This window comes from Rhizobium sp. PP-F2F-G48 (assembly GCF_004342335.1).
In the GTDB taxonomy this organism is placed as follows: Bacteria; Pseudomonadota; Alphaproteobacteria; order Rhizobiales; family Rhizobiaceae; genus Ferranicluibacter.
In genome coordinates this window covers 169,386-182,383 of record NZ_SLVH01000006.1, presented here as the reverse complement: position 1 = coordinate 182,383, position 12,998 = coordinate 169,386, and the positions used below count along the sequence as shown (strand labels likewise).

Here is a 12,998-nt window from a genome sequence, read left to right as displayed (position 1 = left end):
CGCCAGACGCCCTTGGCCTCAGGCGGCCGCGAGCCAGAGGATGGCGATGCGTTCCGCCTCCTTGCCGGCAACATCGGCGAAAAGGGCGTCGGCCTCGCCGAGGGCCTGCCGTTCTTCGGCGCGCAGTTCGAGGCCGATCGCGTGGCGCAGGATGGCGATGTCCTGCGGTGGCAGGAGCTCGGGCTCGCGGGCGAGCGTATCGGCCAGAACGGCAAGATCGTGGATGAGACCCAGGCGGTCGATCAGCGCCTTGACCTGTCGCTCGCGCGCCAGGATCACGCCGGGCCATACCGCCTGCAGCAGAAGATGGTAGAAGCGATAGTCCTGCGTTCGCTTGCGCAGGGTGTGGAAGTGCTCGGGCGTCGGATGTTCGTGGCTGGAAGCCAGTGCAACCTGCGCCCGCTCAACCGCCTTGCGCCACGCCGCAGCCAGCATGTAGGCCGTTGGGCGCACGCCGTTGACAAAGGTGCGTTTTCCCACGGCAAGCTTGGCGTCGCGCAGTTCTGTGATCATCGCGTCGATCGTTTCGTCGAGATCGCCTTCGGCGGTCACCACCCAGCCCTTGCGGACCCGCAGCGCTTCGACCGCGCGTTCCGCTGCCGCCCGATCGTCGCCGGCCAGGCGCTCCAGCAGGATCGTCGCCGTATCGATCAGCGCCGTTGCATCGCGCAGGTCGGCGACGCTGCGGGCCGCGGAGCGCAGGCGCGCGTTTTCGCGCTTGTAGAACCTGCCTGCTTCGGGGGCTGCGAGCCGATAGAGCGCACGCGTCCGCTTCAGGCACCGGCGGGCGACATGGATCGCCCGGGAGGTGCCGTCAGGCCGCAGCTCGAGTGCCGCGATGGCCTTGTCGAGTTCCCGACCTGCAACGCGCCGGAAGTCATCGGTGAAGCGTTTTGCAGGTTTCAGTCTATAGGCCATGATCATTTCCTATGGGGCTTTTCGCGTGCTCGGGCTCGCGGCAGAAGGGGGATGGAGGTCCGGGCGCTGCTTGTCGCTCTGCGTCGCCAGGGCAAAATTCGAATAGCGCCGGTCGTCCGTCACTTCGTCGCCGATCCAATCGGGCATGGCGAGATCGTCGGTTTCCGTGCGCATTTCGACTTCGGCAACGATCAATCCGGCATAGGGTTCCTCGAACACATCGACCTCCCAGACATGTGTCCCGCCGCGAACGCGGTAGCGCGTCTTGGCGATCACGGTGCCGATGGCGGATGCGATCAACTCCTCGCCGTCGGCGAGCGGCACCTCATATTCGAACTCGTCGCGGGTCAGCATGCCGGTGCCGATCTTGATGGTCAGTCGCGCATTCTCGCCGTCGATCAGGCGAATGCGGACGGTGCGGTCGTTCATGGCGGCGAGATAGCCCTGGCGCATGGCCGCGCCCGGTCCCGCCTCGGCCCGCCAGCCTGCATGCTTCACGAGAAATTTCCGCTCGATCTCCTTGGCCATCCCGGTCCTTGTCCAGCTCTCGCAGCGCGCTTCTGCATCGGTCACAACGTAATTCAGAAAATGCGAAAGTCCACCACGTCGCTCTTCACCTTGCTGGCCGAGTGCTCTCCCAGATACTGGGGCATGCGTGCCGATGAGTCTCGACATTGACCGATGCGGACGGTATTGCGGAGGAAGATTCAATCGATTGAGGAGTGAAGCCGCATGATCGAGAAAACCGAACGCCTTCTGTCCGTCCTCAAGCTGCAGCCGGTCGTGCCGGTGCTCATCATCGAAGACCTGGCGACGGCCGTGCCGCTCGCCCGCGCGCTGGTGGCCGGCGGCCTGAAGGCGATCGAGATCACGCTGCGCACACCCGTCGCGCTCGAAGCGATCGAGGCCGTTGCAAAGGAAGTGGAGGGTGCCGTGACCGGTGCCGGGACCATTCTCAATCCCGATCATTATGCCGCAGCCGTGAAGGCCGGTGCGCAGTTCATCGTCAGCCCGGGCACCACGCCCGATCTGCTGGATGCTGCCGACGATCACGAGGCATCGTTCCTGCCGGGCGCTTCCACCGCCAGCGAGGCGATGATCCTGCGGGCCGAAGGCTACGAGGTCATGAAGTTCTTTCCCGCCGAACAGGCCGGCGGCGCAGCCTTCCTCAAGGCGCTGTCCTCGCCGCTCGCCGGCACGCTGTTCTGCCCGACGGGCGGCATCTCGCTGAAAAACGCGAAGGACTACCTGTCCTTGCCCAACGTTATCTGCATCGGCGGCTCCTGGGTTGCGCCCAAGGAACTGGTCGCGGCCGGCGACTGGGCGGGGATCACAAAGCTGGCATCGGAAGCCTTCGCGCTGACCGCCTGATCGGCTCCGGCCGATCCAAGTCACTCGAAAAGCCTCATCCGATCAATAGCTTGTCGGGTGGGTCGCGTTTCCGGGCTCTCGCGGGTGCATGCTCGGCCGATCCCAAGCCGCATTTGTTTTCCCCATGCGGCTTCCTATGTCTCCTCCGCAGACGACACAATCAGGAGGTTGACGACAGGATGTTCGACGCGAAAAAACTGCTGGATCAGTTTCTCGGTTCCCAGGGTCTTGGTGGCCAGGGCAACCAGGGCACGCAGGACCGTTCGGGATCACAGGGTTCGTCCCAGGGCGGCTTCCTCGGCAATGCCGGGGCAGGGGGGGTCGGCGGTGCGATCGGCGGTTTGCTCGGCGGCGGCTCGATGAAGGACAAGGCCGGCCAGATCGTGCAGATGGCCCGCAACAATCCGCTGAAGACCGGCGGTCTCGCCGCGGTTCTTCTGGGGACCGGAGCCGGTCGCGATATCGCGGGCACGGCCCTGAAGCTCGGCGGTCTCGCTGCGATCGCGGGCCTCGGATACACCGCCTACAAGAATTATCAGGCCGGCCAGGCGCCGCAGCGGGTCGATGCCCAGACGGCGCCGGAAATCCTTCCGCCGCCGGACAATTCCGGTTTCTCCATCTCGCCCTCCGCCGTCCGCAACGATTTCGTGCTGGTGCTCGTGCGCGCCATGATCGCGGCTGCGCGTGCCGACGGCCACATCGATGACAGCGAACGCGCCCGCATCATGGAACGCGTCGGTGCCAGCGGCCTCGACAGCGAGGCAGAAGCCTTCCTGCGCGACGAACTGGCGAGCCCGGTCGATATCGACGGTCTGGTGGCTGCCGCCCGCACCGAGGAAGAAAAGGTCGAACTCTACACGGCGTCTCGCCTGACGATCGAGCCGGACAGCCGCACCGAGCGCGGCTATCTCGATATGCTGGCGGGTCGCCTCGGCCTGCCGGATGCGCTGGTCGATCATATCGAGGCGACGGTCGCCTCCGCCAAGGTTCCCGCCGGCAGCAGCCCGTCCGTGGTCGATCCCTCGATCATCTGACGGTTGGCTTGCCTGTCCATGCGCGGCGGTGATGATCGCATCACCGGATTGCGTTTGCACCGCCGCGCGCCTTCGCCTATGCCGGAACGATAAGGTGTGCCGGCGGATGCTGGCAGACCCTGTCTCGATCTCGGCGAGGATGACATGACGAAACGCGATCTCACCCGTTGGTCCGGCTGTCCGGCGCCGAAGCCCGTGACGCTGGAGGGCGCCTATGTCGTTCTCGAACCTTACGACCGGGCGCGGCATCTCCAGGCGCTCTGGGACGCTTTCGGGGGGCTCGCAATCAACGAGCGCCTGCGCTATTTTCCGCAGGCAGCCTTTGCCGATGCGGACGCGTTCGGAGCATGGCTCGACGCGGCGCAGGCCAACTGGGTGACGCTGGTGTTTCGCGACAGAGCGAGCCGCGACGTGGTGGGCATGGCGAGCTATATGCGGCCGGACCCGACCTACGGCGTCGTTGAGGTGGGCTCAGTCGCGCATGGCGATGCCATGGCGCGCTCGCCGCTCGCCACCGAAGCCCACTATCTCATGGCCAGGCACGTCTTCGAGGATCTCGGCTATCGGCGCTATGAGTGGAAATGCCACAACGACAACACGCCGAGCAAGGTCGCGGCCGTGCGGCTCGGCTTCACCTTCGAAGGCATTTTTCGCCAGCATATGGTCGCCAAGGGCGCCAACCGCGATACGGCATGGTTCTCGATGATCGACGGAGAATGGCCGGTACTCGATGCCGCGTTCAAGGCCTGGCTCGCACCGGAGAATTTCGATGCGGACGGGCGCCAGCGCCGGCGCCTCGAAGACCTCAGGGCGGACATCGCCGCCGTCATGGGTGCCGCGTGAAGCCGCTCGATCCGCGGGACCGGTCGGCCGCCATTGCCGCCGCCGTCTTCCTGGTGATCTTCGGTGCGGGTTTTCTGTTGCTGCCGAGGGTCATGCTCTATCTCGGCGCGATTTCGCCCTATCTCGCCGCCGCGGTGGGCACGCTGTTCGTGCTCGCCTTCTTCTTCGTCTTCTGGCTTCGGGCCCGCTATCAGCGGCGTCGCTGACGGGCTGTCAGCCCTGCAGCGAAGCGCCGAGCAAGGCCAGACCGAGGCCGAGCACGAGAACGGCGCCGAAGATCTCGATACCGTTCGTCACCCGCATGGCCGTTCCGGCGCTTGATGCATAGCGCACGGCGAGATCCTTGGCCGTGACGGCGAGGGTGGCCAGAATCGAGACGGTGATCGCCGTGCCCATCGACATCGCCAGAACCGACAGCACGCCGCCGAGGTAAAGCCCGTTCAGCAGCGCGAAGGACAGCACGATGAGCGCGCCCGAGCAGGGGCGCAGACCGACGGCCAGCACGGCCGACCAGGCCTCGCGCAGCTGGAAGCGATCGCCCTTGAGCATGGACGGATCGGGCGCATGGGCGTGGCCGCAACTTGAGCAGACCTCGCCCGGACCATGGGCGTGCGCCGCGTGCGCATGGGCATGATGGGCATGAGCATGGTGGGCATGGGCGTGATGGTCATGTCCATGCGCGTGCCGGTGATGATGATCGTCGGCAGACCCTGTCTCATGGCCGAAATCGAGGCCTCCGGCGAGCGCCAGTCTCGGCTCGGATGACGGCGTCGCGCGGGCGAGCGCGCGCATCTTGCGGAACAGCAGCCAGGCGCCGAAGGCGGCCACCAGGGCATAGCTGACGCGTTCGAGGAAGGTGGTGGCCTGCGTCATCGAGATCGAGCTTCCGCGCAGCACGAGATAGGCCGCGCCGACGAGCAGGATGGCAACGCCACCCTGCAGGAAGGACGACAGGAAGGAGAGGGTGACGCCGCGCTTCAATTCGGTTTCGTTGGCAATCATGTAGGACGAGATGACCGCCTTGCCGTGGCCGGGGCCCGCCGCATGAAAGACGCCATAGGCAAAGGAGAGGCCGACGAGCGACCAGAGATGCCACGGGTCGTCGCGCATGCCTTTCAGGGCGTCGGTCAGGGTTCGGTAGAAGCCCTGCTGCTCCATGTTCACCCAGGAGAGAAAGCCGCCGAGGAAACCGGACGTGTTGAAGGCCGGCTCGGCGGTGCCGATGCCGAGCGGGGACTGGGCATGCGCCCCGGCCGCGGCAAGGACGAGGAGTGCGCCGACGATCAGCGGCAGGCGAAGGGCGCGGGTCAGCATGTGAATTCTATCCTCGTCGCAAAGAGCTTCGACATGTCGGTGCCGGTCGGATCCGTGAAGAAGGCATCCGTCAGCGTCGACTGGTTCTGAGAGATTACCTCGTCCGGGTCCGGTCGCACGACCTTGTGCTGGCAGGCCGAGAGCTTGTCGCCGACGACGGCGAGATCTCCGTCGTTCGGGAAGTCGATCGCCGTATAGAGCGTCGGATCGTAGATGCCGAAGGACAGGGTCCCCTTCAGCGGAATGGTCTCGGCCGGCTTGACGGCGAAGATCAGCAGGAGCTGGTTGTCCTTGAAATCGGCATGGATCGCGTCCGGCTTGGAGACCTTCACCAGTTTCCCGTTGTCGTAGATCGTCGTGTAATAATTATACTCGGCGAGCGAATCCAGAACGGTCTGCCCGACCTCCGCCAGTTCGTCCGGATCGAGCGTCGCATTGGAGTTCTTGTCGAAATCGAGAAGGACGCTTGCGGAAAAAAGTTCGTCGAAGCGCCAGACGTTCCGCAACTCGCTGATATGACCGGCATCGTCCGAGACGACCTCGAGGCGCGCCTCCGCGAAGATGTGGGGATGGGCGAAGGCCTGCGCCGGAAGCACGGTGGCTGCGGCAAGCCCGGCAAGCAGGCCTCGCGACAATCGTTGACGTGTCATGAAAACAGGGTCCTTGCCTTGTGGGCCATCCGGCGCGCCGGTCTTGCATCCGACGCGCGACGCGGAGCGGGGTGGCCTGTCATCCAGCCGAAAGTAGACGGAATTGGGACAGGACGTCCCGCGCTTCTCTCAGGGTCCTCATGCATCCGCTCTTTTGCGAAACCAGGCGTGCAGGAAGTCGACGAGGGTACGGACCTTCGTCGGCAGATAGCGCCGGTGGGGATAGATGGCATAGATCCCGCGATCGTGCGGCAGGAAGTCGTCGAGCACAGCCACGAGGCTTCCATTCTCCAGTTTCTGCCGGGCGATGAAATCGGGAACGCCGGCGACGCCAAGGCCGGATTCGGCGGCGCGAAGGCTGGCGAGCGGGCTGTTGACCTCCATCGGCCCGCTGACAGGCACCGAGAAATTCGTCCCGTCGCGATCCACGAACCGCCAATTGCTGTAGGAGCGACCGTTGGTGTCGATCACGCAGGGCCGGTGGGCCAGATCCGAGGGATGGGTAATCGCCCCGTATTTCTCGAGGAAGGCGGGCGACGCGCACATCTTGATGTGGAAGTCGTCCAGCTTGCGGGCGATCAGGGTCGAGTCTTCCAGCCGGGTGATGCGGATGGCGACGTCGAAGCCTTCCTCCACCAGATCGACGAAGCGATCGTCGGAGACGATTTCCAGAGAAAGCTCGGGATGGGCAAGGCCGAAATCGATCAGCGACTGGCCGATATCGGCATCGATGAAGGTTCGCGGTGCGGAAATGCGCAGGCGGCCCTTCAGATCCGAGTTTCCCGCGCGCACGAGATCGGCGAGATTGTCGATCTCCTTCAGGATCTCGGAGGCCGTGCGATAATAGATATGCCCCGCCTCCGTCAGCGAAAACTGCCGGGTGGTGCGGTTGAGAAGGAGGGCGCCGAGTTCGTCCTCCAGTTCGCGCACATATTTCGAGAGCAGCGCCTTGGAGCGCCCGACGCGGCGGCCGGCGGCGGAAAAACCCTCGGCATCGACGACGTCGATGAAGGCGCGAATACGGGTCAGTGTGTCCATCTCGGCTCCCCTGCGCGGCTCCGGTCTGGAGCTTCAGGCGTCTGGGCCGGGATCGTCTCCGGGAACCATTGTCGCGCGGCGTCATTCAAAACATAGGCTTGGCAATGTCTGCAACCCTCTTGATGATCCGGCGGGAAAGCAAAGCCGATCCTGACGGAGCCGCAAGCTGGTGCGAGGCTTGCGGCGCAGCGTAAAAAAATCGGGCGTGGGTCAAATAACGCTTGATTACGACAGGGATATTTCTTATTTCCGCTCTGCCCAAAGTCGCACGTGCCTGTGGGTGTCCGCCGATCCCTCGTTTGGTGAGGAAATCGGTAAGGTACCTGGATCTAACCGCTCCAGTCGTTTTTCCGGCCAACCGGAATTGCGAGGACATCTTGAAGCAACGACGGTGCGGGCCTTTTTGTTCTCTGCCGGCTTTCCATCAGCCGGGGTTACTGAAGAGGCACACCTTCATTGCCGGACGTGCGGTAGGTTCCAACCTCCAATCCATGGCAGACAAAGCCGGATGAACGCCTCGGCGGGCTTCATCCACAAATCGCGCTGTACGAGCGCATGTGAGGATTCCGGGGTCTCCACCGGCTGGTATCCGAACGCGCACCCGTACGCCCTTTGTCCTTCATCGCTCGGCGAGGTCTCCTCGCTGATCGGGAAGCCTAACGTATTGGGATTGAAACCATGACGACTGCTCGCATCATCGACTTCCTGAACACCCGTCGCCCGGAAGGCCCGTGCCTTGTCGTGGATCTCGATGTCGTGCAGGACAATTTCAAGGCTTTCCGCCACGCGATGCCGGACAGCTCGATCTATTACGCCGTGAAGGCAAATCCGTCGCCGGAAATCCTTCGCCTGCTCGCCGGTCTCGGCTCCAACTTCGATTGCGCCGGCGTGGCTGAAATCGAAATGGCGCTGGAAGCCGGTGCGACCGCCTCGCGCATCTCCTATGGCAACACGATCAAGAAGGAACGCGACATCGCCCGTGCGCATGCGCTCGGCGTTTCGCTCTTCGCCGTCGACAGCCATGAGGAAGTCGAGAAGGTCTCGCGCGCCGCTCCGGGTGCCCGCGTATTCTGCCGCGTCCTGACGGATGGCGAGGGTGCCGAATGGCCGCTGTCGCGCAAGTTCGGCTGCGTGCCGCAGATGGCCGTCGACGTTCTCGTCTACGCCCACCAGCTCGGTCTCGTCTCCCACGGCGTCTCGTTCCATGTCGGTTCGCAGATGACGAAGGTCGATGCATGGGACGTGGCTCTTGCCGATGCCAAGCGCGTTTTCGTGCAGCTGGCCAAGCAGGGCATCGAGCTGAAGATGGTCAACATGGGCGGTGGTTTCCCGACCAAGTACCTGCGCGACGTGCCCTCGGCCGAAGCCTATGGCAAGGCCATCTATGGTGCGCTGCGCAAGCACTTCGGCAACCAGCTTCCCGAGACGATCATCGAGCCGGGCCGCGGCATGGTTGGCAATGCGGGTGTGATCAAGGCGGAAGTCATCCTGATTTCGAAGAAGTCGGACAATGACAACCATCGCTGGGTCTTCCTCGACATCGGCAAGTTCGGCGGTCTCGCCGAGACGATGGACGAGGCGATCCGTTACCCGATCCGCACCGCGCATGATGCGGACGAGATGGAGCCCTGCGTGCTCGCCGGCCCGACCTGCGATTCGGCCGACGTGCTCTACGAGAAGAACATGTACCCGCTGCCCGTGTCTCTCACGATCGGCGACGAGGTTCTGATCGAAGGCACCGGCGCCTACACGACGACCTACTCGGCCGTCGCCTTCAACGGTTTCGACCCGCTGAAGTCCTACGTCATCTGACGTTTCCGGCTTCCGGCAACGGACACCAGCGGTTCCCGAACACGGGAACCGCACCTTCACAATGATCCTTCGATACCGTTTGAAACGGTTTTGAGTACGGGAGGCCTCGCCATGGCCGCTGTTCTTGATTCTGTCCGCGCCTTCTTTGCGCAGAATGCCTTCACCATCGACGCCGAAAATCCCGGCGACGTCGTTGCGCGCGAGCGACTGCTCGATCGCGCCATGGGCCCGAACCGCCGGCGCAAGTCGTCGGAGCAGCTGCGGCGTGGCCGCGTGCCGGCCGAAGGGCTGGCGCTCGTTGCCCGTGACGGCGACGGCCACGTGATCGGCACCGTGCGTCTGTGGAACGTCGATGCCGGCGTGGATGGCGAAGGTCGCACCATTCCGGCGCTGCTGCTCGGCCCGCTTGCGGTCGATGCCGCGCAGGAAGGCAAGGGTGTCGGCGGCGCGTTGATGCGTGCGGCGATCGGCGAAGCCACCTTGCGGAGGCACGGCGCGATCCTGCTCGTCGGTGATGCGCCTTACTACGAACGTTTCGGCTTCCAGGCGCATCACGCCCAGCACCTCGTCATGCCCGGCCCGTTCGAGCGCCATCGGTTCCTGGGCCTCGAGCTCAAGGATGGCTGGCTGAAGGGCGCGGCGGGCATGCTGACTGCCAGCGGCCGCAAGCTCTCGCAGGCGCTGCCGATGCGGCGGGTCGCCTGACGCGATCCCGATGGCCGGCCGACCCGCGTCGGTCGGCCGCTCAATCGGGCATTTGACTCGGGTGCCGGCCTGTCTTAGTCTTCAAGACACGGGTGAGAGCCCCGGCCGTTCGCAAGCCCCCCCCGGGCTTCGGTGAAGCCTCTCTTTTCAATGCGTTTCGGTCATCCCTCCCGGCATGTCCCCGATGGCAATGCGAACACCACGGATATCACGGCATGCCCTTGCTGGAGAGATCCCTATGCGATCATCGACGTCATCATCCCCGTTACCCTGCCTCGACGCGCTCAAGGCGCAGGCCAAGCGACTACGGTTGTCACTTGCTGCTCGTGGCACGGAGATGTCCCATTCCCGCGCTCTGGAAGCCATCGCCGAGCAATATGGCTTTCGGGACTGGAACACGCTTCATGCCGCCGTCGGCAACCGGCCGGCACTCGACCCCTATCAACTCGGCGCCCGCGTTCGCGGTTACTATCTCGGTCAACCGTTCGAGGCAAAGCTTCTCGGCGTGCAGGCGCTGACGGCGCGCGAGGGGCACTATCGGTTGACGCTCGATCTCGACGAGCCCGTCGATGTCGTGACTTTCGAGAGCTTCTCGGCCTTTCGCAAGCGTGTCCACTGCACGATCGACGGCTCCGGGCGGACGGCAGCGAAAACATCGGACGGCAGACCGCATGTCGAATTGCTCTGGTAAAGCGTCACGTTGACGTGAAGGCGGCACGTCGGACGTGCCGCCACCTTGCGACCCCGCCGAAAACACCTACCTCGGCCGGATGACACCGTTTTCTCCGACATCCGTCACCGTCACCATTCTGGCGCTTGCCTTTTGCGGCTCTCCTGTCCCATCTGCGGTAGCAGCCGAAATCAAGGGCGCCGCTCTCATCCAAGGCCCGGCCGTTCCCGGGACGGATGCGCAGGCTCCGGCGCTGGATACGACCGAACTGTCGATTGTCCTGAACGACGCTGCCCGACTGTCCCCGTTGGAAACGGTCATCGTCGCACGCAACGGCCGGATCATTGCCGAGCGCGGCTACCGGTCGAACAAGACGACCGACAGCACCAATATCAAGTCGGCCTCCAAGACCATCATCTCCGCCCTGGTGGGGATCGCGATCGAGAAGGGACTGCTGAAAGGCGTCGATCAGCCGATCGCGCCGATTCTTGCGCGCGACCTGCCGGCCAATCCCGATCCACGTCTTGCGAAGATCACCATCGGCAACCTTCTTTCCATGCAGGCAGGGCTCGACCGGATGTCGGGGCCGAATTACGGACGCTGGGTTTCGAGCGGCAACTGGGTCCGGTTCGCGCTTGCGGCGGATTTCGTGGACGAGCCCGGCGGGCAGATGCTCTATTCCACCGGCTCGACGCATCTGCTTTCGGCGATCCTGACGAAAGTCGGCGGCAAATCCACTCTGGCGCTTGCGCGCGACTGGTTTGCACCTGTCGATGGTTTTCGCATCGGCGCCTGGGAGCGCGATCCCCAGGGCATCTATCTCGGTGGAAACCAGATGGCGATGAGCGCCCGTTCGCTGCTGGCATTCGGCGAGCTGTATCGCAATGGCGGCCGAACGCCCGAGGGGCGACAGGTGGTGCCGGAGAATTGGGTTGCCCAATCCTGGGCGGAGCGCACGCAGTCGCGCTTCTCCGGCGACGGCTACGGGTATGGGTGGTTCATGCGCGAGATCGGCGAGCACGACGTGCATTTCGCCTGGGGCTTCGGCGGGCAGATGCTCTATATCGTGCCCGACCTGAAGCTGACCGTCGCCATGACCTCCGACGAAGGCGCTCCCTCCGCCCGCACCGGTTACCGCGACGACCTCCACGATCTCCTTGCCCGGATCATCTCCACGGCGGGCGCGTGATTGCCTCCAGCGCTGCCGATGCCGCCTCACGAAACATCGGATCGCGACTGTCGTGACCGGAAGCTTCAGGCGCGGCGGATCGAGAGCAGTTTATAGCGGAAGGGGCCTTTCTTGCCGTCTTTCGGATAGGTCGAGATGCTGACGCGATCGCCCTGGTTGCCACCCAGGCAGGTGACCTCGGTCTCCGTCATCGACTGGAAGAATGCGACGTGCCCGCCTTCTTCTTTCTTTCCGACCCGGCTGAAGACCACGATATCGCCGACCGCGGGTTGCGCGATGACGTCATGGCCCCAGTGTTCGTCATGCCAGGACCGCGCCCATTTGCTGTCCGTGCCCTGTATTCCGGCCTGCTCGACGCAGTAGTTGACGAAAGAGGAGCACCAGGCGGTTTCGTCGGATGTCTTTCCGCCCTTGGTGGTCGCATGATACATGACGATCCGGGGGTTATGCTGCGAGCCGGGAAGTTCCTTGACGCCCAGTGCGAGTTCCGCCTTGGCGACGTCGATCGGCTTGATGGCAGCCTTTTCCTGTAAGACTGCGGGCAGGCCGCCGATCGTCGCTTCGAGGTAGGACCGGTGCATGTAACCGTCGGAGGCGCCGTCGCCCTGAATATCGACCTGGGTCCAGTCGCCGATCTGCTGCACGCCGCGCACGAGCGTTCCCAAGGGGTATTTCTGGATGACCCCGAAGGTTTCGCCGGGGCCGGCCCGCAGATTGAGGCCGCCACGGGCGGTCACCGTAAACGTGGCGGATGCCCCGACGCTGCGCGGCGTCTCGACGGATCCTTCGACCGCAAACTGACCGAAATCGGCCTTTGCGGAATTGAAGACGTTGCCGTCATAGTCGAGACCGCCAAAGGGTAGATCCTGCTCCATGTCCTTCTGAAACAGGGTCCAGAGCCCATCCTGCAACGCGCTCCGCGTGCCCGACCATCCCAGCGAACCGGAGAGCCAGATCAGATCCACGAGGCCGGCCTCGTGAAGTTTGCGGGCAACCAGACCCGATCCGTAGACACCGAGGACATAGCGTCCGCCCAGCTCGGCCTTTGCCTTTTTGAAGTAGCTCGCAATCTGGGCAAGATCGTCCGGGGCGACGTAGTCGTGATCGACGGCGAAGTAGATGCCGGAGCCGGTCGGCTGACCAAGCTCAGCGGCCAATTCCAGGGCGCGTTTCGCATCACGGGTGCCCTTGGCATCGGAAAGATCGCTCAGTTTTCCGTTCGCACCACCGCCGGCCTGAAAGACGACGGCCACGCTGAGGCCGGCCTGATGCAGAGATGTGAGCTCCGCCTTCGTCAAGCACTTCGACGGCAGGGTCGTGCTGTTCTGGATGTTGTAATACCGGATCACGGAGACCACCCCGAGATCGACGAGCTTCTGCGCATACGGCCCGACATTGTGGGCGACGTCGATGATCTGTTGCATGTCGATCCTCCGGTTGCCGGAAGGTTAGAC

Annotated in this window: 14 protein-coding genes; 8 read left to right on the top strand and 6 right to left on the bottom strand. The window is 64.0% G+C overall.

Going from position 1 to position 12,998, the window contains the following annotated elements; all coding sequences use genetic code 11:
• Positions 1–18 precede the first annotated feature (18 nt).
• Both C8J36_RS15480 and C8J36_RS15475 read right to left on the bottom strand, forming a co-directional pair.
• Positions 19–918 (bottom strand): CHAD domain-containing protein, encoded by a 900-nt coding sequence (locus tag C8J36_RS15480; protein WP_165915069.1) that lies wholly within the window; start codon positions 916–918, stop codon positions 19–21.
• Positions 919–927: 9 nt separating this feature from the next.
• The gene (locus C8J36_RS15475) at positions 928–1,446 is read right to left on the bottom strand and encodes a CYTH domain-containing protein (protein WP_132536140.1); all 519 of its coding nucleotides are present in this window, start codon (positions 1,444–1,446) and stop codon (positions 928–930) included.
• A 204-nt stretch (positions 1,447–1,650) separates the two neighbouring features.
• Here C8J36_RS15475 and C8J36_RS15470 point away from each other — a divergent pair, with 204 nt between their 5' ends.
• The 4 genes from C8J36_RS15470 (at position 1,651) to C8J36_RS15455 (ending at position 4,372) form a co-directional block, all read left to right on the top strand.
• Positions 1,651–2,289: a 2-dehydro-3-deoxy-phosphogluconate aldolase gene (locus tag C8J36_RS15470; protein WP_132536138.1), complete on the top strand. Its 639-nt coding sequence runs from the start codon at positions 1,651–1,653 to the stop codon at positions 2,287–2,289.
• A 179-nt stretch (positions 2,290–2,468) separates the two neighbouring features.
• Positions 2,469–3,323 (top strand): tellurite resistance TerB family protein, encoded by an 855-nt coding sequence (locus C8J36_RS15465; RefSeq protein ID WP_082477284.1) that lies wholly within the window; start codon positions 2,469–2,471, stop codon positions 3,321–3,323.
• A 144-nt stretch (positions 3,324–3,467) separates the two neighbouring features.
• Entirely contained in the window at positions 3,468–4,166 is a 699-nt protein-coding gene (locus C8J36_RS15460; RefSeq protein ID WP_062595900.1) for a GNAT family protein, read from the top strand.
• Entirely contained in the window at positions 4,163–4,372 is a 210-nt protein-coding gene (locus C8J36_RS15455; protein ID WP_062595899.1) for a hypothetical protein, read from the top strand. The genes C8J36_RS15460 and C8J36_RS15455 overlap by 4 nt, the downstream gene beginning before the upstream one ends.
• A 7-nt stretch (positions 4,373–4,379) precedes the next feature.
• On the opposite strand, the gene C8J36_RS15450 is transcribed toward C8J36_RS15455, so the two are convergent.
• The 3 genes from C8J36_RS15450 to C8J36_RS15440 all read right to left on the bottom strand — a co-directional run bounded on the left by C8J36_RS15450 (position 4,380) and on the right by C8J36_RS15440 (position 7,168).
• Positions 4,380–5,480: a nickel/cobalt transporter gene (locus C8J36_RS15450; protein ID WP_132536136.1), complete on the bottom strand. Its 1,101-nt coding sequence runs from the start codon at positions 5,478–5,480 to the stop codon at positions 4,380–4,382.
• Positions 5,474–6,130, bottom strand: coding sequence for a DUF1007 family protein (locus C8J36_RS15445; protein WP_062595897.1), 657 nt, complete (start codon positions 6,128–6,130; stop codon positions 5,474–5,476). Before C8J36_RS15445 ends, C8J36_RS15450 begins: the two co-directional genes overlap by 7 nt.
• 138 nt (positions 6,131–6,268) lie before the next feature.
• Positions 6,269–7,168, bottom strand: a complete 900-nt coding sequence (locus tag C8J36_RS15440; RefSeq protein ID WP_062595896.1) for a LysR family transcriptional regulator — start codon at positions 7,166–7,168, stop codon at positions 6,269–6,271.
• Between the two features lie 678 nt (positions 7,169–7,846).
• On the opposite strand from C8J36_RS15440, the gene odc2 reads away from it, so the two are divergent.
• From odc2 to C8J36_RS15420, 4 genes are all read left to right on the top strand, one after another.
• A complete protein-coding gene (gene odc2, locus C8J36_RS15435) occupies positions 7,847–8,980 on the top strand; it encodes an ornithine/lysine decarboxylase (protein ID WP_062595895.1) in 1,134 nt (377 codons plus the stop codon).
• A gap of 111 nt (positions 8,981–9,091) precedes the next feature.
• Positions 9,092–9,685, top strand: coding sequence for an N-acetyltransferase (locus C8J36_RS15430; RefSeq protein ID WP_132536134.1), 594 nt, complete (start codon positions 9,092–9,094; stop codon positions 9,683–9,685).
• A gap of 238 nt (positions 9,686–9,923) precedes the next feature.
• Positions 9,924–10,376 carry a glyoxalase superfamily protein gene (locus C8J36_RS15425; RefSeq protein ID WP_132536132.1) on the top strand — a complete coding sequence of 151 codons (453 nt, stop codon included), beginning with the start codon at positions 9,924–9,926 and terminating at the stop codon, positions 10,374–10,376.
• A gap of 79 nt (positions 10,377–10,455) precedes the next feature.
• Positions 10,456–11,544, top strand: a complete 1,089-nt coding sequence (locus C8J36_RS15420; RefSeq protein ID WP_132536327.1) for a serine hydrolase — start codon at positions 10,456–10,458, stop codon at positions 11,542–11,544.
• 65 nt (positions 11,545–11,609) lie between these two features.
• On the opposite strand, the gene C8J36_RS15415 is transcribed toward C8J36_RS15420, so the two are convergent.
• Positions 11,610–12,968: a TIGR02594 family protein gene (locus tag C8J36_RS15415; protein WP_132536130.1), complete on the bottom strand. Its 1,359-nt coding sequence runs from the start codon at positions 12,966–12,968 to the stop codon at positions 11,610–11,612.
• Positions 12,969–12,998 lie beyond the last annotated feature (30 nt).

Bases quoted from the DNA above. Each gene is read 5' to 3' on its own strand.
- odc2 (WP_062595895.1), top strand. From the start codon at position 7,847: ATGACGACTGCTCGCATCATCGACTTCCTGAACACCCGTCGCCCGGAA.
- C8J36_RS15430 (WP_132536134.1), top strand. From the start codon at position 9,092: ATGGCCGCTGTTCTTGATTCTGTCCGCGCCTTCTTTGCGCAGAATGCC.
- C8J36_RS15475 (WP_132536140.1), bottom strand. From the start codon at position 1,446: ATGGCCAAGGAGATCGAGCGGAAATTTCTCGTGAAGCATGCAGGCTGG.
- C8J36_RS15470 (WP_132536138.1), top strand. From the start codon at position 1,651: ATGATCGAGAAAACCGAACGCCTTCTGTCCGTCCTCAAGCTGCAGCCG.
- C8J36_RS15425 (WP_132536132.1), top strand. From the start codon at position 9,924: ATGCGATCATCGACGTCATCATCCCCGTTACCCTGCCTCGACGCGCTC.
- C8J36_RS15420 (WP_132536327.1), top strand. From the start codon at position 10,456: ATGACACCGTTTTCTCCGACATCCGTCACCGTCACCATTCTGGCGCTT.
- C8J36_RS15460 (WP_062595900.1), top strand. From the start codon at position 3,468: ATGACGAAACGCGATCTCACCCGTTGGTCCGGCTGTCCGGCGCCGAAG.
- C8J36_RS15480 (WP_165915069.1), bottom strand. From the start codon at position 918: ATGGCCTATAGACTGAAACCTGCAAAACGCTTCACCGATGACTTCCGG.
- C8J36_RS15415 (WP_132536130.1), bottom strand. From the start codon at position 12,968: ATGCAACAGATCATCGACGTCGCCCACAATGTCGGGCCGTATGCGCAG.
- C8J36_RS15450 (WP_132536136.1), bottom strand. From the start codon at position 5,480: ATGCTGACCCGCGCCCTTCGCCTGCCGCTGATCGTCGGCGCACTCCTC.
- C8J36_RS15465 (WP_082477284.1), top strand. From the start codon at position 2,469: ATGTTCGACGCGAAAAAACTGCTGGATCAGTTTCTCGGTTCCCAGGGT.
- C8J36_RS15445 (WP_062595897.1), bottom strand. From the start codon at position 6,130: ATGACACGTCAACGATTGTCGCGAGGCCTGCTTGCCGGGCTTGCCGCA.
- C8J36_RS15440 (WP_062595896.1), bottom strand. From the start codon at position 7,168: ATGGACACACTGACCCGTATTCGCGCCTTCATCGACGTCGTCGATGCC.